Origin of the sequence: Myxococcus sp. AB056 (assembly GCF_006547365.1) — a bacterium.
Taxonomy (GTDB): domain Bacteria; phylum Myxococcota; class Myxococcia; order Myxococcales; family Myxococcaceae; genus Myxococcus; species Myxococcus virescens.
In genome coordinates this window covers 57,793-78,340 of sequence record NZ_VHLB01000011.1, presented here as the reverse complement: position 1 = coordinate 78,340, position 20,548 = coordinate 57,793, and the positions used below count along the sequence as shown (strand labels likewise).

At 67.9% G+C, this 20,548-nt stretch carries 16 protein-coding genes; 2 read left to right on the top strand and 14 right to left on the bottom strand.

The window, feature by feature from the left end:
- Both FMP39_RS07620 and FMP39_RS07615 read right to left on the bottom strand, forming a co-directional pair.
- Positions 1-924: a HEAT repeat domain-containing protein gene (locus FMP39_RS07620; protein WP_141589304.1), complete on the bottom strand. Its 924-nt coding sequence runs from the start codon at positions 922-924 to the stop codon at positions 1-3.
- Positions 921-2,783 carry a protein-arginine deiminase family protein gene (locus FMP39_RS07615; protein WP_141589303.1) on the bottom strand — a complete coding sequence of 621 codons (1,863 nt, stop codon included), beginning with the start codon at positions 2,781-2,783 and terminating at the stop codon, positions 921-923. The genes FMP39_RS07620 and FMP39_RS07615 overlap by 4 nt, the downstream gene beginning before the upstream one ends.
- Positions 2,784-2,959: 176 nt before the next feature.
- Between FMP39_RS07615 and FMP39_RS07610 the strand changes: the two genes are divergently transcribed.
- On the top strand, positions 2,960-4,576 hold the full coding sequence (locus FMP39_RS07610) for a DUF1800 domain-containing protein (RefSeq protein ID WP_228557764.1): 1,617 nt from the start codon (positions 2,960-2,962) through the stop codon (positions 4,574-4,576).
- A gap of 107 nt (positions 4,577-4,683) precedes the next feature.
- Complete coding sequence (locus FMP39_RS07605; RefSeq protein WP_141589301.1) at positions 4,684-6,258, top strand: serine hydrolase; 1,575 nt, start codon at positions 4,684-4,686, stop codon at positions 6,256-6,258.
- Between the two features lie 6 nt (positions 6,259-6,264).
- On the opposite strand, the gene FMP39_RS07600 is transcribed toward FMP39_RS07605, so the two are convergent.
- The 12 genes from FMP39_RS07600 to FMP39_RS07545 form a co-directional block, all read right to left on the bottom strand.
- Positions 6,265-10,227, bottom strand: a complete 3,963-nt coding sequence (locus FMP39_RS07600; protein ID WP_194858282.1) for an IPT/TIG domain-containing protein — start codon at positions 10,225-10,227, stop codon at positions 6,265-6,267.
- A gap of 98 nt (positions 10,228-10,325) precedes the next feature.
- Positions 10,326-11,471, bottom strand: a complete 1,146-nt coding sequence (locus FMP39_RS07595; protein ID WP_228557763.1) for a peptidoglycan-binding protein — start codon at positions 11,469-11,471, stop codon at positions 10,326-10,328.
- Complete coding sequence (locus FMP39_RS07590; RefSeq protein WP_011556338.1) at positions 11,468-11,866, bottom strand: hypothetical protein; 399 nt, start codon at positions 11,864-11,866, stop codon at positions 11,468-11,470. Before FMP39_RS07590 ends, FMP39_RS07595 begins: the two co-directional genes overlap by 4 nt.
- A gap of 115 nt (positions 11,867-11,981) precedes the next feature.
- Positions 11,982-13,313, bottom strand: a complete 1,332-nt coding sequence (locus tag FMP39_RS07585) for a hypothetical protein (protein WP_228557762.1) — start codon at positions 13,311-13,313, stop codon at positions 11,982-11,984.
- Positions 13,314-13,318: 5 nt separating this feature from the next.
- The gene (locus FMP39_RS07580) at positions 13,319-14,062 is read right to left on the bottom strand and encodes an outer membrane lipoprotein-sorting protein (protein WP_141589299.1); all 744 of its coding nucleotides are present in this window, start codon (positions 14,060-14,062) and stop codon (positions 13,319-13,321) included.
- A 19-nt stretch (positions 14,063-14,081) separates the two neighbouring features.
- On the bottom strand, positions 14,082-15,308 hold the full coding sequence (locus FMP39_RS07575) for an ABC transporter permease (protein WP_141589298.1): 1,227 nt from the start codon (positions 15,306-15,308) through the stop codon (positions 14,082-14,084).
- Complete coding sequence (locus FMP39_RS07570) at positions 15,305-16,033, bottom strand: ABC transporter ATP-binding protein (RefSeq protein WP_141589297.1); 729 nt, start codon at positions 16,031-16,033, stop codon at positions 15,305-15,307. The genes FMP39_RS07575 and FMP39_RS07570 overlap by 4 nt, the downstream gene beginning before the upstream one ends.
- 17 nt (positions 16,034-16,050) lie before the next feature.
- The gene (locus FMP39_RS07565) at positions 16,051-17,256 is read right to left on the bottom strand and encodes a beta-ketoacyl synthase (protein ID WP_228557761.1); all 1,206 of its coding nucleotides are present in this window, start codon (positions 17,254-17,256) and stop codon (positions 16,051-16,053) included.
- Between the two features lie 50 nt (positions 17,257-17,306).
- Entirely contained in the window at positions 17,307-18,542 is a 1,236-nt protein-coding gene (locus tag FMP39_RS07560; RefSeq protein WP_141589295.1) for a beta-ketoacyl synthase, read from the bottom strand.
- Between the two features lie 62 nt (positions 18,543-18,604).
- Positions 18,605-19,378 carry an SDR family NAD(P)-dependent oxidoreductase gene (locus FMP39_RS07555; protein ID WP_228557760.1) on the bottom strand — a complete coding sequence of 258 codons (774 nt, stop codon included), beginning with the start codon at positions 19,376-19,378 and terminating at the stop codon, positions 18,605-18,607.
- Positions 19,375-20,124 carry an SDR family oxidoreductase gene (locus FMP39_RS07550; RefSeq protein ID WP_141589293.1) on the bottom strand — a complete coding sequence of 250 codons (750 nt, stop codon included), beginning with the start codon at positions 20,122-20,124 and terminating at the stop codon, positions 19,375-19,377. The genes FMP39_RS07555 and FMP39_RS07550 overlap by 4 nt, the downstream gene beginning before the upstream one ends.
- Entirely contained in the window at positions 20,111-20,545 is a 435-nt protein-coding gene (locus FMP39_RS07545; RefSeq protein WP_228557759.1) for a 3-hydroxyacyl-ACP dehydratase FabZ family protein, read from the bottom strand. The genes FMP39_RS07550 and FMP39_RS07545 overlap by 14 nt, the downstream gene beginning before the upstream one ends.
- Between the last annotated feature and the right edge of the window lie 3 nt (positions 20,546-20,548).

The window sequence follows — 20,548 nt, the reverse complement described above, 5'->3', positions numbered from 1 at the left end:
TCAGCGCAGCGGGTTGTCGCGCAGCCGTTCAACCAGGGCGTCCAGCGCCGCCTGTTGGGCGGGCGGGGCGCTCAGCCGGGCCGCGTCGATGAGCGTGGGCGTCTGGGGCGCATCCACGCGCAGCAGGGCGTTGGAGACGGCGCGCCGCACGTCACCGTCCGTGTCCACGTACGCCCGCACCAGCGCCTCGGCCGCCACGCGACGGATGGCGCCTTCCTCCGAGCGCGCCTTCACGCCGGACGTCTTCCATGCCCACGCGGACCCGGCATCCCCCAGGGCCTTGGCCAACCGTCGCATGACGTCGCGTTCCGGTCGGGCGTCCAGTGCCTCCGCCAACGCCCGTGTCGCCACGAGCCGCCGGCACAGGCCCAGGGCCTCCATCGCGGCCTCGCCCCGGGCGTCCTTCTGCTTCGACGCGGCGATGAGCGTGTTCGCCGCGTCCAATGTCTCCAGCCGCGCCAGCGCTCCCGCGACCGCGCGAAGGACCTGGGGCTGGGTGGCCGGACTTTCGAGAAGGCTCTTCCACAAGGGGGCCAGGCGGAGGTCACGCAGCGCCCCCGTGGCTTCCACCAGGCCCACCTTGAAGGCCAGCCGCGCGGACTCACGCGAGGGGAGCCGCGGCGTCTCCTGGGGTGGGAAGGCGAGCCGCTCCACCATGGGCCACAGCGCCTCCGGCCCCAGCGCACGAAGCCCCGGTGACACCGCGGCCAGGGTGCCCCGCTTCTTCGCGTCCAGCGCGTCCACCTGGGCGGCGGCCGTGTCGAACCGGATGAACGCCGCTGGATTCTCCTGGCGGGCCCGGGAGATGTTCGTCTTCAAGCCGGCCCTCCAGTCATCACCCGGGGGGGGCGTCTGCGTCCCACCCGCGCTCAGGGAGACCAGCATCAAGGCGGCGCTGATGCCGCGAAGCAGCGCGCGTCTCATCGTCCACCCTCCCACCACTTCACGTCGGGTACCTGCCGCGCGCTCTGGGTGGCGCAGTGGACCTGGCCCTGGGCGATGTGGAACGGCGCCCACGCATCCACCCAGTGCACGCGGATGCCATGGGCCCCGAGCGCCTCCTCGAACCGTGTCTTGAACGGGTCCTTCCCATCGATGAGCGGTCCATGCGGGTCTGGCGCGATGACCTGCGTGGGCGTCAACGACAGCAGGTTCAGCGTGGCGGGCTGATACGCCGTCACGCCGTCTGACGCGTTCTGGAAGAGGAAGGGCACGCGGATGATGTCGGCGTCCGTGAGGCCCGTCTCCTCGCGGAGGATGGAGAGCTGCGTGTCGATTTCCAGTGCCGCCACGGCGCTGGCGTCCATCAGTCCGGGGTTGTCGAGCACCTCGGCGATGCTTGCCTCCGCGGGAATGGAGTACGCCCAGGACAGGCCGGCGAAGAGCTTCGCGTCTCCGTGCCCCTGGGCCTGCGCGTCCTGGAGCATCCGCCGCGCGAGCGCCGGGTCGGCCACCAGGGCAATCCAGCCCCGAGGCGGGGGGGCGGGCAGGAAGGTGAACGTCTCATCCACGTGGTCCACGAACAGCCACGACGTGTCCACGTAGATGGGAGGCTGCACGGCCTGCGCTTCCAGCATCTTCGTGAAGCTGGGGTCGGGCTGATAGTCCGGCCGCGAGTCCGGCCCCCGGCCCCGGAACAGCCGGCCCAGGGGATACGCGACACCGTCCTTCTCGTAAGGCGGGATGACCTCCGTATTGCCGAAGGAGTTCAGCGTCTGGGAGGCCATGGACATGCCCTGCTGGTACTGCTGGATGGCGGCATTGTCGGGGCCGCGAAGCCAGAACGCGATGCGGCCGGCCGCGCGCAGGGGCGCGTTCGCGTCGGTGTTGTAGACGTGCGGCGCGCGGTAGTTGACCTTCATGACGTGCTGGCGGCCCTCCGGCGCAGGCATCGACATGTACGCGGGCTCGAAGTAGTCCTGCGCCCACAAATCATCCACAGCGAACTCGGAGTAGACCATCCGCTCTCCTGAGTCCGCGAGCACGCCGCCCAGCGCCTGCCGGAACTGGTTGGCCTCGATGCTGGCGGCAGGCTTGGAGACGAAGACGTTCCACGCGGGCGTCATGTGGTGGAAGAGCACCACGGGCGCCACGCGCATGCGGACGGTGTCGGTGAACACCGGGTCGTGCGGATTGTTCCGGCCGATGGTGAGCACCACGTCCGCGAAGCCATCCCACTCCTCGGGGTCGCGAACGATGTCGCGCCCCTCGATGGCGAGCACCACGCCGCGCCGTATCTCGGCGGTCGACAGGAACACCGTGTCGGGAAATCCGCCCGAGATGAAGTTGCCCCGCACGCGCTTGAACAGGCGCACCTTCTTGCCCGCGGCCCCGGACACGATGACGGAGCCCACCGTGCCCGCGGGCGCCTCGGGCCAGGGCACCGTGCGCAGCCGGGCCAGGTCCTCCAGGTCCGACTCGCCATTCACCACCGCGTCCATGGCGTCATGGCACTGCGTCAGCGCGTCATCGCTGATGCGGTGGGGGTCCATGGAGAAGGGGCAGGCGTCCTCGTCGTCGTCCAGGTTGGCCAGGAAGATGGCGCCGCGCTCCGCCGTCCAGGTGTCCTCGTCCTCGTCCTCCGTGGGGTTGTCGAGCTCGACGATGCCATTGCGGTTCACATCCGCGCGCAGGTCGACTACCGGATGGAAGGGCCCTTCGAGTGGATCCTCGCTTCCGGGGCGTCCCCCTTCGTCATCGGCCACGGGCCCGCAGGCGCTGGCCAACAGGCATGCCAGCAACAGCGGCAGGAGACGTGCTCGGGCAAGCGGGGACGGGGGCATGGCGCTCTCCGGGGGCACCGACGGGCAGCCCGGTCCCGGTGGAACGACATCGTGCGCCCTACGGCAAGTCACGATGCAGTGGGCCGGGAGTCCTTTGCGCCAGGAAAGCGTCATTTGACTTCGGGCCCACAGCTCACCGCGTAACTTCAGGTACCGTGTGGGGTTCCTCCATCGTCATGCGACTTCTGTCTGTCGGATTCCTGGTGGCCTTCGTGCTCTCATGTGCGAGCAGGCCGCACTCCACGACCGTGGTGGCGTCCGAGCCTGTGTCGGCCGGACCCGCCTTCGACGAGGCACGTGCGGTCCACGTCCTGCGACGCATGGCCTTCGGACCTTCGCGACAGTCGCTGGCGGACCTGCGGCGCCAGGGCGTGGAGGAGTGGATGGCGTCGCAGCTCTCCCGTCCCGGTGCGCCGCTGCCCGCCGGTCTGGAGGCGAAGCTCCAAGCGCTGCCCACGTTGACGATGTCCATGGCGGAGCTGGTGCGGGAGTACCCGCCGAAGCGCCAGCGGGAGGAAGCCTTGAAGGACGGGCGTGAGCCTCAGCGTCCCGCCCTCATCGGCCTGGAGCAATCCGCGGCGAAGCTGCTGCGGGCGGTGGAGAGTCCCAATCAGCTCGAAGAGGTGCTGGTGGACTTCTGGTTCAACCACTTCAACGTGTCCTCGGACAAAGGCGCGGTGCGGTGGATGGTGACGGCCTACGAGCGCGATGCCATCCGCCCGCATGTCTTCGGCAACTTCCGGGAGCTGCTGGGCGCCACGGCCCGCCATCCGGCGATGCTCTTCTACCTGGACAACTGGCGCAGCGTCCGTGACGGGATGCCGGAGCGCGTGTCACGCGAAGCGCTGTCAGAGGATGATGACGCACCGGAGCCCGCCGAGCCGAAGCCAGGCCTCAACGAGAACTACGCGCGTGAGCTGCTGGAGTTGCACACGTTGGGCGTGGAGGGTGGCTACACGCAGCAGGACGTGCGCGAGGTGGCCCGCTGTTTCACGGGCTGGAGCATCCGCAAGCCGCGCCAGGAGCCTGCGTTCTACTTCCGTCGCCGGGCGCATGACTCGGACGACAAGTGGGTGCTGGGACAGCGCATCCCCGGACGGCGGAGCGTGGCGGATGGGGAGCAGGTGTTGGACCTGCTGGCGCGACACCCCTCCACCGCGCGCCATGTCGCGAGCAAGCTGGCGCGGCGCTTCGTCTCGGACACGCCGCCGCCGGCGCTGGTGGAGCGGGTGGCGAAGGTGTTCCTCGACTCGGGCGGGGACCTGCCCACCGTGTACCGCGCGCTCTTCCAGTCACCAGAGTTCTGGGCACCCGAGGCGCGGGCCGTGAAGGTGAAGACGCCCTTCGAGTTCGTGGTGTCCGCGCTGCGAGCCACCGAAGCGGAGGTGACAGTGCGCCCCCGGCTGGTGCAGTCCCTGGCGAAGATGGGCGAGCCGCTCTTCCGGGCCCCAGCGCCCACGGGCTTTCCGGAAGGGGCGGCTCCGTGGGTGAGCAGCGGCTCCCTGGTGGCCCGGCTCAACTTCAGCCTGGAGCTGGTGTCCGGGCGGATGCCGGGGACGAAGGTGGCGTTGAAGACGTTGGCCACGCCAACCGAGCCCACTGAGCGCGCCTGGGTGGACTCGCTGGGCCAGGCGCTGCTGGGCGCGCCTCCTTCGGAGGAGACGCGAGCGACCATCCTCGACGCGCTGTCGAAGCGCGCCGAGGCTGCCAGCGCCGTGGGAGAGACACGCCCCGTGGACGTCCCGCTCATCGCCGGGTTGTTGCTGGGCTCGCCGGAGTTCCAGAAGCAGTAGCCTCGCCTCTCGCACACGCAGCGTGCCGTGGCCGCCTGGTCCGGAACGCCCCAGAAATCGTCCGCGCGGGCACAATCAACTGCGAACTCCTTCGTAGCGCTCACGCCATGTCCCCATTGCGTCCTGCCCGTATCGTCGCGACGGCGTTGTCCAGCTTCGCCGCCCTCGTGCTGCTCACCGCCGCCGCCCCGCGACGTCCCACTACGGAGTGGCTCGCGCGGCCCTCTGAGGCCGCACGCATCGCGCGGGTGGAGGCGGGGCTCGCTCCCGTCGTGCTTCCAGGTGAGGCCCCCCGGCACCTGACGCTCCAGCAATGGATGGAGCTGTACTCGGTGCCTGGGCTGAGCATCGCCGTCTTCGACAAGGGCGCGCTCGTCTGGGCGAAGACCTATGGCGTGAAGCAGTCCGGCGGCAGCGAGCCCGTCGCCATCGACACGCTCTTCCAGGCGGCCTCCATCAGCAAGCCCGTCACGGCGCTCGCGGCCATGCGCCACGCGGAGAAGCGCAAGTGGTCGCTCGACGCGGACATCAACGACACGCTCGTCTCCTGGAAGGTGCCGGAGAACGACTTCACGAAGGAGCAGAAGGTCACCCTCCGCCGGTTGCTCGCGCACAACGCGGGCACGACGGTGCACGGCTTCGCGGGTTACGCGGAGGGAGCGGCCGTGCCGACGACGCAGCAGATTCTGGACGGCGCCGCTCCGGCGAACAGCGGCGCCGTGAGAGTCGACACCGTGCCGGGGACGCGGACGCGCTACAGCGGTGGTGGCACGGTCGTCGTCCAGCAGATGCTCGTCGACCAGCTCCAGCAGCCCTTCCCGCGCATCATGAAGGATGCGGTCTTCGCCCCGTTGGGCCTCAAGGACAGCACCTTCGAGCAGCCGCTCCCCAAGGCGCTGGAAGCCCGCGCCGCCGTGGGGACTCGTTCAGGTGGCACGAGCGTGGAGGGACGGTGGCACACCTACCCGGAGATGGCCCCCGCGGGGCTGTGGACCACGCCTTCCGACCTGGCGCGCATCGCCCTGGAGGTCTCCAAGGCCCGGAACGGCAAGTCCCGGCGGATTGTCTCCCCGGCGATGGCGAGGCAGATGCTCACCGCTCAGTCCTCGAACTTCGGCATTGGCTTCGCGCGCGAGGAGGGCAAGGCCTGGTTCGGGCACGGCGGCGCCAACGCGGGCTACCGCGCCTTCCTCATGGCCCTGGCGGATTCAGGGAGCGGAATCGCCGTGATGACGAACTCGGACGACGGCTCGCGCCTCTTTGACAGGCTGCTCGCCAGCGCGGTGGCGGAGTATGGCTGGAAGGGCATGGAGGAGGCCCGGCCGGACAGCCCCTCCACGACGGTGGACCTGCTGGTCAGGCTCCAGGGCGTGGACTCTGCCCTGGCCTGGTTCAAGGACCGCAAGCAGGGGCAGGCGACTGACGCCCAGTTGTCCCCGGGAATCCTCAACGAGATTGGCTATGGGTTCTTGCGCCAGAAGAAGCTCGCGGACGCCGTGAAGGTGTTCGAGGCCAACGCGGCGTTCTATCCCGAGGATGCCAACGCCCACGACAGCCTCGGGGAGGCCTACGCCGAGGCGGGCCGCAAGGATGACGCCGTCATGCGCTACAAGAAATCGCTGGAACTCGACCCCAAGAACGCCAACGCGGTGAAGATGCTGGAGAAGCTGGGCGGCCGGTGAGTTGTCTCAATACCAGGTGTAGTTGGGGACCTCCATCAGGCCGGGCCTGACGCGTGGAAGCCCGAAATTGGGTTGGGTGGTGTGCCCGAGTGGAAGGACGACGTAGTGATTGATGATGGCGGCTTGCCTCACGAGATTCGTGCCCAATACCCCCGCTAGGTTGGTGCAGGCCTCGGCCTCGATGTTGTTCACGGTGAGCGGGGTGGCTGTGTCGTAGTGGCCGAGGAGCCGCTGGAGCGTGTTCTGGGCAAGCGCGGGATTGTCGATGAACGCGGAGATCTCCCCGTCGTATTGCATGCTGCGATACGACCAGTTGGCGGAGCCCACGATGAGCCAACGGTTGTCGATGATCGCCACCTTCGAGTGCGTGTAGATACGCGCCCTGGCGGTGACGTTCATGCACGTGTAGATATGGAGCGCGCAATCCACGCGCGAGATGTCTTCGAGCTTGACCACGGTGTCGATGCCCCCACCTCCATTTCTCCGGAACGTGAGGGTGTCGGCCTCCAACCAGCTCGAGGCCGTCGGGTTGTTCGCCTGGTACGTGTCCACCACGGTCCACGTGACACAGTCGACCCGGTCGATGTGCTGCTCGACGCCGTTCACCATGTAGTAGACGCGGCTGCAGTAGTGGGTCCCATTCGGTCTGCGGAGTCGCAGGACAATCTGGAGCCACGAGCGACGCGTCATATAGCCGGGGGCACCGCCACCCGTGGGCATCATGACGATGACGCGCAGTTCCTGGCCGGCCTGTCGGCGGACTTCGTGGCGCGTGTAGATGGCTCGAACAATCTCTGGATCCGCGAAGTGGTAGTTCTCCAGGTAGATGTACTGATCCGCCGCCGCGATGCGCGCCAGGAGCAGGTCGCGCAGCTTGCGATAGCGCGTCTTTCCCTCTGAGCGCGTCAAGGCGATGCTCACGTTGATGTTGGCGGCCTGGGGGGCCTGAAGCGTCCGGTTCTCCTGAATCTGAATGGCTTCCCGTCGAACCGTCTGACTCGCGTTGAATGCGAATCCTCGCGCCAGGATGTCTCCGCCTCCTCCAAAGCTGTTCCAGATCCACCGCTCCTCGATTTGGGAGGTCCGCCGCCACCGGCGCATCCACTCGGCTTCAACGTCATCCGTCGCGGGGCCGCGAAGACGGATGGCGGCGTCGTGCCAGGTCTGATTGTTCGAATGATCGTTGGGCGCGAAGTAGGAGGGAGAAAGGTTGATGCCTCCGAGGAGCACCGTTCGCTGCCCCGCGACGGAGAAGATGGCAATCTTCTGGTGGTTCGAGGCCCCGATTTCCCCTTCGTAGGTCTCCAGGAAGACGCGGACGCGTCCCACCCCCGGGCCCGCGGCGGCCGCGGCGCGGTCGATTTCCGCCACGGCCTGCGCGAAAGCCTCATTCACTTCGGCGACGCCCTTGCCCTCGCTCACCCGTTCCACCTTCGCCGGGCGCCAGACGATGATGTCGAAGTCGTGCCCCGCGCGGATGACCCGGTCGATATAGGAGAGGAGGGTGTGATTGGGCACCCGGAAGTGGGCCCGGTCGCCCATGGTGACTGACGCTTCAATCATCCAGAACGCGAGGCGAACGTACGTGAGCGCATGTCGCGGCGCCTGTCGCACGGCTTCGAGGTTGAGGCGGAACTCCTCGAAGTACTCCTCTCCGTCCATGAGGAAGACGACGTCGTTGTCTCCCGTCTCAGTGGGGGCATCCACGTAGGTGAACGCATTCGCCAAGGGCAGGCTGAGCGGTTCGCCCGGGTTCTGGACCTGGACGTCACACGCCCCGGCGACGTGCGCGGGTACGCGCGCCCGGAGAAGGCCCGCGTTGACCACGACGACATCCGTGCAGTCCACTCCGCCAATGCGCACCTGGATTCCGTCCAGGAACCGGGCCCCGGTGATGTCGACCGCCCTGCCACCTTCGAGCGCTCCTTGCGCGGGGGTGATGGCGGCGAGCGTGGGCAGTTGACGGTAGGTGAAGCCGTTGACGAGCGTCCCGCTGGGCACGCTGGGGACGGTCACCATCACATTGACCGTGCCATGGAGCTGGGCCGCGGTCGTCGCGGTGAGCGTCGTCGGCGACAGCACCCGGACGTGGGTCGCGTTGACGCCGTTGAGGGTGACGGTCGCGCCGTCGACGAAGCCGGTCCCCGTGAGCGTGATGGAGGTCCCTCCCGCGGCGGGGCCGGCCGGCGGAGCCACGCTCGCGATGGTGGGCGCGGCGCGAAACGCGAACCCGTGGGTGACCTGCTCCGCGCCACCCACCGCCCGCGTCACCACCACGTCAACCGGGCCCGCGATTCCCGCGGCGGTTGTCGCGTGGAGCTCCTGCGCGGATTGGAATGCGACGGCGGCCGCGGGCGTCCCTCCGAACGCAACCGTGGTGGTGTCCGCGAAGGCGTCCCCGCGTATCACCACCACGGTGTTGCCAGCGACGGGGCCTTCGGCGGGGAGAATGCTCGTCACGGTGGCGTAGGTGAACCCGTTGGCGAGCGTCATCGCCGGTGTGTTGGGGTTCGTCACCACGACATCGACGAGGCCCGCGCCATGCGCCGCCGTCCTCGCGCGAAGCTCGGTGTCGGACACGCGATTGACGTGGGTCGCGGCCGTCCCCCCGATGCTCACCGTCGCGCCCATGGCGAACCCGTGGCCACGAATCACCACATCCGTTCCTCCCGCGGGCAGTCCGCGTGCGGGCGCAATGGAGAGGACCTGGGTGTAGGTGAACGCGCCCACGAGCGTGGTGGGGGCGCCGTCCGCGTTCTGGACCTCGATGTCGACGGTGCCCGCGGCGTGGGCCGGGGTGGTTGCGGTCAGCGTCGTCGGAGAGACGATGGTGACCTGGGTCGCGGGGCGGCCGCCCATCAGGACCCGCGCGCCCTCCGCGAAGTCCGTCCCCGTCACCGTCACGGCCGTCCCTCCGGCCGTTGTCCCCCGGGGTGGTTCGACGCGGGTGATGGCAGGCGCCGCGATGTAGGTGAAGGCCCCGACGAGCGTGCTCGCGGCCTCTCCCCCATTCTGGACGACGATGTCGACGGCGCCCGCGGCGTGCGCCGGTGTCCTCGCGGTGAGGGAGTCTGGGGGATGGATGGTGGGGACCACGTTCGTGCCCCCGATCGACACCGTGGCTCCGGCGGCGATGCGCGCGCCCCGGATGGTGACGTCGGTACCCCCAACGGAGGGACCTCGGGCCGGTTGGATGCTCGTGACCTCGGCGCCAATGAAGGTGAGCCCCTGGGTCAGCGTGCCGGCGACGCCGTCACCGTTGGTGACCACCACGTCGGCGGCCCCCACGGCGTGCGCTGGCGTTTGCGCGACCAACTCCGTACTGGAGCGGAAAACGACGTGCGGTGAGGGCGTACCGCCGAAGGAGACCGTCGCCGCCGCGTCGAAGAACTTGCCACGGAGGACGATGTCCTCGCCGCCTCCTGGCCGCGCGCTGTTCGGCGTCGCGCCTGTCACCAGGGGCGTGCAGTATCTGAAAGCGGCCCGCGTCCCCGCGGCCCGGCCGTGGTTCCAGAAGTCGGCGGCGGCAACGCCACTCCCCGCGGCGTGGGCTGGCGTCCGCGCCCGGAGTTCGGTCGCGGACGCCACGACGACGTGGGTCGCGAGGACGCCGCCGAACTCCACCTCCATCTGGGCGTGGAATCCCTTGCCGGTGATGACAAGGTCAGTCCCCCCGGACGAAGGCCCCTCCGCTGGCGTGATGCTGCTCACGACACAGCGATAGTGGAAGCCGACGAAAGTGGCCGGTGCCCCATGGACGTTCCGGACCTGGACGACCGCAGTGCCTGGGAGCGCCCGGGCGGGCACGATGACCGTGATTTGGGTGGCGGAGACGAACACCATGTTCGTTCCGGGAGTCCCCCCGAAGGTGACGGTCGAGCCCGCCGTGAACAGGGTTCCGGTAATCGTTACCCGTTCACCTCCATCAACTGTGACGTTGTCGGGAGTGATGCCTGTCACGGTCGGCATGCGGGATGTCTCCTCGTCTGCGGGCGATTGTTCATGGGCCGGGCCGCGGAGGCGCCCCATGGGCTGCCTCCGCGCTGCTCAGTCAACGTGGGGGGCACTCAGGCCAGGTACTCAGCGCGGAGCCGTGTCCTCGTGGCGTCGTCGAGCTCACAGGTCACCGGCAAGTCATGGTCGCGCTGGAAGTCGCGGAGCGCTCGTCGCGTCCACGGGCCCATGACGCCATCCTCTTCGCCACAGCTATAGCCCAGGTGGCACAGCCGCGCCTGGGCGCCAGCGAGGGTGTCCAGCGGCGCGAGTCTGGCGACTTGGAACGCGTAGGTTTCTCGCTTGGAGCCGGAGCCGAAGGTGACCTTCAGGGTATGGACCGACGCCGATGCGGGCTCGACGAGGAATCCTTCGCTGTTCGTCGCTCCAGCGCGCTCCTCGGTCCTGACGTCGCTCTCCAGCGAAACCACGTAGGGCAGCTTCACGCGAGGCTGGCCCTCCGCGTCGAGAAACCGGACGCGAAGCGTCTCCGTGAACCCCTTCCCACGGAGGAGGTAGGCGTTGCCAGCGTCGACGCCCTCCGTCCCACGGCGGGGCGCGGGAATCACGACGGAGTCCCCGGGATTGAGGATGTTCTTGTCCCCACGGAGTTCCTTCAGCGCCGCGTTCTCCTCCGCGTTCCAGAGTGTCTCCGGCAGATGTCCGTGCCGGTAGGCAAGGGTCGAGATGCACTCGCCGGCTTGCACGACGTGGGTGATGGCTTCCCTCGTGTCAGGCCCACTCGGGGCCTGCCATGCGGCATTCGTGTCGCAGCGGTCCCGCTCGGGGGGAAGCTTCTCGGACGACTCCAGCTCCCAGGCTTCGTGGTCGAGCTCACGCGGGTGGAGCTGGTACTTCCCCATCGCGAGGCCGCGGAAGCGCGCGAGTCCATCAGCGTCCGTCTTCGCGATGAGCACCTCGGACTCGCTCTTCTCGAGCACGAGGGTGACGTTCTCCAACGGGGCGTCGTCGGAGCCGATGACGCGGACTTCTATCGTGTGGGCTTCGCGCAGGGGACACGGAACGGTGAGGCTGCCGGGGGCCACGTTCGCCGGGCTCTGGCTCGCGACCTGCTCGGCGGCGGCGAGTCTCGCGTGCTTGTCGTCCTCCGCCTCGGGCGCCGCGGGCTCAGGCGGTGGCCGGCGACCCGAACCGGCGAAGTACAACGCCGCGGGGTCTTGAACGGGAGGGGCATCTGATTCCCAGAAAGGCTCGCTCATGCGGCACCGCCCAGCGCAGCCCGCGCCTTGCGGTTGTTCGATTCAGTCTTGAGGTCACGCAGGCACCGGCGCGACACCCGGCTCAACCGCTCCGAGGGCAATGCAATCTCCGCGTCATGCAGGTACTCGCCAACCCAGGGGCGCGATGGCTCCTGGTCGAAGTGCCAGCCGAACGATGCGCAGAGGTTCAGGAAGCGGATGGTGTCTTGCGTGCTCGTGAGGCCGTAGCCGCGTGCCCGGGTCAGGCTCTCTTCGATGTGGATGCGCAGTTCACCATCGCCGAGGCCATCGACTTCCCTCGGGAAGTGTGACCGCAGGTGGGTGACCATCTCGCTGGTGAACTGCGTCTCTCTCGCGCTCCCCAGCGCCGTCAGTTGTTCGCCCCTGACAATCATTTCCCCAGCGTATCGGAACGAATGAGAAAATTCACGTCGAGTATGAGTTCTATTGCGGCCCGAGCTCCCAAGTGCCTTCCTGCTTTGGCGCAGCGCGATGGCGCTGCCTTCGCGCCTACAGGACGTAGCCCCTGGCTCCCACGAGAATTGACTGGCTCAGCAGGGAGTGGAACTCGGTCCGGGGGCCTCCGTGGTGAATGACGCCCAGCGCGAAGAGCGCTACGCGGCTCCAGACATTCCACTCCGCATAGGCGGAGGCCTGTCCGCTGCCATCCACCAGGTTGAGTGAATAGCGGAGCTGCCAGGTCGGCCCGGTGTCGGTGGGGTTGTTCTGCACCTGCATGAACAGGTAGTGCCGCCCCAGCAGCGGCAGTCCGTTGTTGAGCGCCGCTCCCAGCGTCTGGCCCGCGAGCGCGGCATCCGGAGAGGGGAGGGTCAGGACCGAGGATGCACGGGTGGCGATGTCGAAGTACCGCGCGCCATCCGCCCACCGGTAGCCTTCATTGTTGCTCAGGTACTCCAGGTAGACGGTGTGGCCGGAGTCCAGCGTGTAGCCACCGCCAGCGAGGGCGGAGTAGATGAGCCGGTGGTCCCGGGCATGGCGCGGCAGGAAGGCGCCTCCCACGGCGTTGGGGAGCCGCTCGGGGTAGAGCGCGGAGGTCCCCTGCCGCACGCCACCTTCTGCGTAGAGGAGCAGCGCCTCGCCGACGGTGGTCTGCCCGAATGCACCGAAGCGCGGGCGTTCGTGGGCCCACCGCTTGGATGCGTTCAGTCCCACGACGGAGGCCTCGGCTGTGTAGTCCACCTTCAGCAACGACAGGGCCTTGAACCCGTCCTCCTTCTCCCATTGCCAGTCTCCGCGCCCGTCGCCGAACTGGTGCAGCAGCGACAGGGACAGGGCCTGCGTGGGGGACCAGGTGGCCTGGGCCACGTCCACGCCCCGCAGCTCGCGCATGGGGTTGTTCCGGCCGTTCTCGAAGTAGATGGGATTGCTGGGCGAACGGAAGTTGGAGGGCCCCCACATGAGCACGTCCCTCCCCAGGGACACCGCGAGCGACTGCACCGGGTAGAGCGTCACCAATCCCTGGTTCACCCAGGCGTCGAGCCGCGTCTCCGGTCCCGTCTCTCCGAAGCGCCGCCACTCGAAGCGGGCCCGGGGCTTCAGGCTCACCTCGAAGGTGTCCGTGGCGAGCTTCAAATCAAGCCGGCCCTCCACCTCCGTCTGCCCTGCTGGAAGACGGGCGATGCGGTTGCCAGGATTGAGCAGGCTGTTCTCACGGAGTCCTCGCTCACTGTCCAGTGCCAGCACCTGGAGGCCGGCGGAGCCCTGCTCCAGCAGCTCCTGGAATGCCTGGGCCTTCGCCGTCGTACCCAGCCCTCCCGCCAGCAGGCCCACGAACAACGGCAGGCCCGCTGGCGAGAAGACAGCGATTCGCTTGGAGCGCATGCGCCTCAGTTCCCAAGCCGGTTGACGTCGAACGTCCCGCGCGCCAGCTCCGTCACCTGAACGTCGGCGTACTCCAGCGTCGTCTTGGCCGGGGTGAGCGCGTCCTGGATGGTCATCTTGCTCACGAAAGGGAACGTCTTGCCTTCGTGAGTGAGCTGGTTGCCGTACTCGAAGGTGGCGGACTTCAGCAGCTTGCCGGAGAGGGAGAAGAACTCCGCCTTGACGCCGACCTGCCGCGCCTTGGAGACCCAGTAGGTGATGCGGTCATAGGTGCAGAACGTGTTGATGGCCTTCAACTCCAGCACGTAGCTGGCCTCGCCGTTGACGTCCTCTTCGCGCAGCAGCTTGCCCTGGTAGTCGACGGCGTAGTTCGTCGATGCGATGTCGCCTTGAGACGCCTGACCGGAGAGCTTCTGCCTCGGTGAGATGGGGATGGGCTTGCGGAGGCCGGGACGGCTCATCCACATGTTCCGGTCCACCTGGAGCAGCTTGGAGCCCTTGAAGCGCACGGGCTCTCGCGTCTCCGCGAGGCTGGCGGTGGCATTGGCCTTCAGGGTGAGCAGCCGCTCGGGCTCCTTGTCCACGCCGCTTTCGGGAGTGATGCGGACCGTCCAGCGGATGCCAGGAAGCCCGCCACCTCGCGAGCGGTCCGAGGCCCTGAGAATCTCCGCCGCGTCTGGCTCCGCCGCCCGCGCCGTGCCGGTGTGCAAGAGCAGCAGCCCCAGGATGAGCGCCAGGATGTGTTTCATGGTGATGTCTCTCTTTCCGTCAGACATGGCCCAGCGAGTCGGTGATGCACTTGCGCGCGGCGGTACGCGCCGGGAAGAAGGCCGCGGCGATGCCCAGCAGCGAGAGCATGACGAACGTCCTCGCCATCCGGGGCACGTCGAGGTCGACCATGAGGCTGACCACGTTGGAGGAGTTGGGCGGGGTATAGGTGATGCCCGCGCTGTTGACGGCCAGCCGCACCAGCAACGTGAAGAGCAACCCTCCGGCGCAGCCCAGCACCACGAGCATGAAGGCCTCGGTGGTGAAGAGCCGCAGGATGCCCGAGCGGCGAAGACCCATGGAGCGCAGCGTTCCAATCTCCCGCGTCCGCTCCACCACCGTCATGCTCATCGAGTTCACGATGCTCATGACCACCACGATGAAGACGTTGCTGAAGATGAAGGCGAAAATCATGTCGAACAGGCGCTTCACCTGTGAGTAGAAGCTCGACAGTTCCAGCCACGTCTTGAGCTCCACGTCGAAGCCCGCTTGCTTGAGCTGCGCGGTGAGCTCCGTTCGCGCCTGCTCGGTGAAGGCCTTGTCATCCAGCAGCACGATGAGCCGCTCGGCGCCGTCGAAGTCATACAGGGACTTCGCCAGGTCGAAGGGCAGGTACAGGAACTTGTCGTTGGTGCCGACGTTGCCCGTGTTGAAGTCGTCCACGATGTCCACGTCTAGCGCATTGGCCTGACCTGTCACCGTGCTCACCAACAGCGCGGCCGAGTCGCCGGGCTTCAAATTGAGAATCCTGCCCAGGTCCTCCGCCGTCGCCACCCCGATGGGGTTGTCCGCCTTCAAGTCACCTGACAGCTTGCGCTGGAAGTCACCCTGGAGCTTCTTGACGTCCTCGGGGACCATGCCCTCGCCCACGAAGACGGTGGACGCGGTGCCGTTCGACACCATTCCGCTGAGGGACATGCGCGGCGTCACCAGCCGCGTGTGAGGGTACTGCCGGAGGATGGGCATCACCCGGTCCAGCTCCTCCTTGGAGAACATGTATTGCGCCGGATGGAGGCGGCCTTGGGTGCGCAGGCCTTGCTTCATCACCGTCAGGTGCCCCAGCAGTTCCCCATGGATGGCCTGCTTGGCCAGCCCGCTGTACACATACTTGATGTACCCCGCGAAGAGGCTGATGGAGGCGAAGCCGAAGCCCACGGAGAGGAGGGTGACGAGGCTGCGCCGGTGATTCTTCAGGATGTTGCGGAAGCCAATGGAGAAGTAGTTCATCGCACAGCCTCGTCCGCCTGGAGCAGGCCGTCCTTGAGCAGGAGTTTCCGGTCGACCAGGTCCATGAGCCGCGGGTCATGGGTGGTGAAGATGAAGGTGACGCGCTTGGAGCGGTTGAGCTCACGCATGAGCTTGACCACCATGTAGCTGTTCTCCGAGTCCAGGTTGGCCGTGGGCTCATCCGCCACGACGATGGACGGCGACGTGACGAGCGCGCGGGCAATCGCCACGCGCTGGCGCTGACCGCCACTCATCTTGTCCGGGCGCGCGTTGGCTTGATTCTCCAGGCCCACGTCCTTGAGGGCCTGACTGGCGCGCGCGCGTACCTCGGCGGCGCCCACGCCTTGAATCTGCAGCGGCACCATGACGTTCTCCAGGGCGCTGAGCACGGGGATGAGGTTGAAGCTCTGGAAGACGAAGCCGACCTTGCGGCTGCGCAAGTCGGAGAGCGAGTTGTCCGTCAGCTTCGCGATGGGCGTGCCTTCCAGCGACACCTCACCCGAGGTGGGCGCGTCCACCAGCCCCAGGATGTTCATCAGGCTGGACTTGCCGCTGCCCGACGGGCCCCAGATGGCGACGAACTCTCCCCGGTGGATGCGCAGGGAGACGCCTTTCAAGGCTTCGACCCGTGTTTCTCCCAGGACGTAGTCGCGCCGGATGTCATTCAGGGACAGGAGCACGTCCTCGTTCGCCGTGCTTGCCGCCGTCCCTTCCAAGTTGGCCATGTCTGTGTTCCTCGATGCTAGAGCGCCCGGACCAACGCCGCGCCGGCGTTGCCCCCGAACGAATAGGAGTGCGCCAGGGCCGCCCGGACGGGCCGGTGTGGCCGCGACTGGCGCACCAGATTGAGCTCGAACTCCGGCTGCTCGGTGCCGGCCTGGACAGGCAACCCGCCTCCCCGAACTGCGCCGACACAGGCGAGCAGGTTGAACATGTCGCTGGCGGACTCGGCTTCGCCCATGAGCCCCTTCACGCTGCTGAGGGGAACGGTGCTCGCCGCGGCGCCCATCACCGTCTTCAGCGCGGCCACTTCCGCCCTGTCCAACGACTGCGTGGAGTTGCTGGCCGCGGCGATGTAGTCCACGGCCTCGGGCGAGGCATCCGCGTCGCGAAGCGCCTGACTCATCGCGGAGGCCAGTCCCCGGCCCTCCGGGTGGTGGATGCCGAAGGCGTGCCCGTCGTGCGCCACGCCCAGGCCGGCAATCTCCGCCAGCGGGGTGGCGCCTCTTTCCCGCGCGGAGGCGAGCGTCTCCAGCACCACCACTGCCGCCCCCTCTCCCATGATGTAACCATCTCGCCGGGTGTCGAAGGGACGACTCACGTTGGCATCACTTAGCACGCCAATGTCATCCATGTCGAAGTGCGTGGCCGTGGTGAACAGGTCGAACGTCCCCGCGATGAGGGCGTCCGCCCGTCCACTGCGCAGCGCCTGCGCCGCCAGCGCGAGCACCTGGAAGCCGCAGGCGTTCCCTGCGCTGATGGCGTAGTTGGTGCCGCGCCAGCCCCAACGGATGCTCAGCGCGCTGGCCACCGCGTTCGTCACGGTCTCCTGGAACAGGAGCGGTTGGACGAAGCGTGGCTCGCTGGTGATGATGCGGTGCCAGATGTCCTGGCTGACCTCCGCCATGGCCCGGTAGGTGCCCAGGAACACGCCCACCCGCTCCGGGTTCCAGGTGGAGGGCCCATGCCCCGCCATCTGGAGCGCCTCCTCCGTGGCGAGCATCGTGTACTGCGTCCCTCGAGGTGCCCGCCGCAGGTTGTTGGAGCCCGTCAGCGCGGACAGGCTCCCTCGAGGAACGCGCGCCCCGTGCTTGCAACCGCACCCCGACACATCGAAGTCATCGATGGGGCGGATGGCGCTGCGTCCCTCGGCGAGCGCGTCCAGCAGGGGCGGGACGCCCGCCCCGTAGGGGGACACCGCGCCCATGCCGGTGATGACCACTCGCATCTCATCTGTCATTCGCGTACCGCCAGCCATGCGTTTCCCCTTGTGTTCCATCAGCCCTCCCAGCGGCGGAAGACCATCGCGGCGTTGTTGCCGCCAAAGCCAAACGCGTTGGAGAGCACCGCTTCCAGCTTCGTGGGCCGGCTGTGATGGGGCACGTAGTCCAGGTCGCACTCGGGGTCTGGCGTATCCAGGTGCAGCGTGGGCGGCAGGAAGCCGTCGTTCAGCGCCACCACCGCCGCGGCCGCCTCCATGGCGCCGCTGGACCCGAGGCTGTGGCCGACCATCGCCTTGATGGAGCTGACGGGGACTCGGGTCTGCTCGCCAAAGACATGCTTGATGGCGCGCGTCTCGATGACGTCATTGGCCGGCGTGCCCGTGCCGTGCGCCTTGATGTAGCCAATCTGCTCGGGCTTCAGGCCCGCGCTCGCCAGCGCCGCCTGCATGGCCCGCGCGGGGCCGCGTCCCGTCTCGTCGGGCCGGGTCATGTGGTAGGCGTCCGTGGAGCCTCCGTAGCCCGCGAGCTCCGCCAGGATGTTCGCTCCGCGGCGCTTCGCGTGGGCCTCGCTCTCCAGTACCCACAGCGAGGCGGACTCGCCCAGCAGCGTCCCGTCGCGGTCCTTGCTGAAGGGCCGCAGCTTGTCGCTCGCCAGGGAGCGCAGGACGCCGAAGCCGGCCTGGGGCATCTCACTGAGCGGATCGACTCCGCCCGCGAGCATCACTTCCGACCGCCCGGAGCGAATCACATCCATCGCCACGCCCAGGGCATGCAGGCCCGCGCTGCACGCGGTGGACATGACCAGGCTGAGTCCCCCCAACTGGTACTGGCTGGCGACGTGGTCACTCATGGCGCAGATGAAGCTGTCGAGCACCAGGGCTCGCCAGGGCTCCTTCGGGCCCGCGCGCCCGCGCCGGTAGGGGTAGTGCAGCGCGGCGTAGCCTTCCTTCCTCGCGGGCATTCCTCCCAGGTTGGTTCCGAGCACCACGCCAATGCGCGAGCGGTCCTCGACGTCCAGGTCCAGCCCGGACGCCGCCAGTCCCTGCGCCGCCGCCACGCGAATCATCTGGGCGCCGCGACTGAGGTAGGGCAGCTCCTCGGGGCTGAAGTGCGCGGAGAAGTCGATGTTCTTCAGCTCGCCAGCGGACTGACAGCGGTGCTTGCTGGCGTCGAAACGGGTGACGGGCGCGATGCCATCTCTCCCCGAGCGAAGCCCTTCGGAGAACTCCTCCAGGTTGTTGCCAATGGGCGTGAGAACGCCAATGCCGGTAACGACGACTTTGTTGCTCATCCTGTTCCTCTCAGCCCGTGTTGCGCGATTCCTTGAAAAGACAGATGTCCGCGAGCGGCGCGCTACAGCACCAGCCCGCCATTCACGCGCAGCACGTCGCCGACCACGTAGGCGCTCTCCGGAGACGCCAGGAAGAGCGTGGCGTTGGCGACGTCCTCCACGGTTCCCAGCCGGCGGATGGGGGTGGCCTGGATGAAGCCCTCCCGCACCCCGGGACGGTTCATCAGCCCCGCGACCATCTCCGTCTCCACGAAGCCAGGCGCCACGCAGTTCACCCGGATGCCATGTGGCCCCAGCTCTCCCGCCAACGCCTGCGTCAGCCCAATCAAGGCCCCTTTGGTGGCGGCGTAGGGCACCTGTCCCGCGCGTCCCCGGATTCCGGCGGAGGAGGACATGTTGATGATGGCGCCACGGCCTTGTTGCACCATGGTCGGGATGACCGCCTGACAGCAGGCGAGCGCGCCGTAGAGATTGACGTCCACCGTCTCCCGCCACGCCGCGGCCTGGAGCATCATCAAGTGCCCATCCCGGCTGATGCCGGCGTTGTTCACCAGCACATCGATGCGGCCGAAGTGGGAGAGCGCCGCCTCTCGGAGCTGTCCTGGTACGTCGGGACTGGCGACCGAGCCGGGGACCAGCACGCAGCGTCGGCCCTGCGCCTCGACCTCGGCGGCGGCCTGCCGCGCGGCCTCCGCGTTGCTCCCGTAGTTGAGGACGATGTCCGCGCCCTCCGCGGCGAAGGCGAGGGCAATGGCCTTGCCAATGCCACGCGAGCCGCCCGTGATGATGACCGTCTGCTGCTGGAACCGCTGACGTGCTGCCTGGGATTCACTCACCACAGACCTCCGGTGGCAGACAGGCGCTGACCCGTCGTGAGGTTCGCGGCGCTCGAACCGAGGAAGAGCACGGCCTCGGCGACCTCCTCCGCGCTCCCGAGCCGCCCCAGGGGACCCAGCTCGCCGTCGAGCCGCTCGCGCTGCGCTGGGGTGAGGTGTGCTGTCTCCTCCTCGAGGAGTTGGACCGCCAGCGTGTTCACGGAGATGCCTTGCCGGGCCACCTCGTTCGCCAGCGCGCGTGTCATCGCGGTGATGCCTTCGGCGGCCACGCGGCTCGCGCCTCCGGAAGCGGCATCCAGCAGGTTGACGATGCGCCCCGAGCGCTTGCGCATCATCGGGCGGATGACCTCCTTGCAGAACCACGCTGTCCCACTCAACTGGCGGTCGAGCACGGCCTTCCACTGTTCGGCGGACAGGTCGCTGAGCCGGCCGGCCGCGCGGCTCAATGACGCGTTGATGAGCAGGTCGATGCGGCCCAGTTCCGTGGCGACGCGGCGGACCACCGTGCTCACCGCCTGTGCGTCAGAAGACTCGCAGGCCAGGGCCAGCTCCGCGCTCAGCTCCCTGGCGAGTGCCGTTGCCTCTGCCTCGTGCTCCGGCAGGAACACCAGGGCCAGACGCGCCCCCGCCTTCCCATGGCGCCGTGCAATGGCATTGGCGATGGGCTGTCCCGCTCCGGTGACCAGCACCACCTGCTGGTGGAGGAAGCCGTCCAGGAACGGTGTGTTTGTTTCAGGGTGACTCATGTGACTTTGAACCTCTCTGGGAAAGCACCATGACGCCGCTGGCAGCCGGGACCGCGTCGGCCCAGGCCTTGACCTCGACGCGCACCGTGGTCCGCCACCGCTTGAGAATGTTGGCTTCCATCCGCAGGACGCTGCCGGCCGGGACGGGTGTGTGAAATGTCATTGCCTCGATGCCGCCGAGGTACCAGACAGACGGTGTGGCTTCGTCGGGCTCGCGCAGGAGCATGATGGCGACCTGTCCCAGGGCATCCACCAGCAGGCAGGAGGGCAGGGCGGGGGGCGCGTCTCCGAAACGCTCGAACATCATCTCGTTGCCGGAGACCTGCTTGAACGCCCTGCCAAAGCCCGGTGAGAGCGTCTCCACCGCGTCGACCAGCAGCATGGGGAACCGGTGCGGTGTCCCGCCGTAGATGCGGGCCATGGG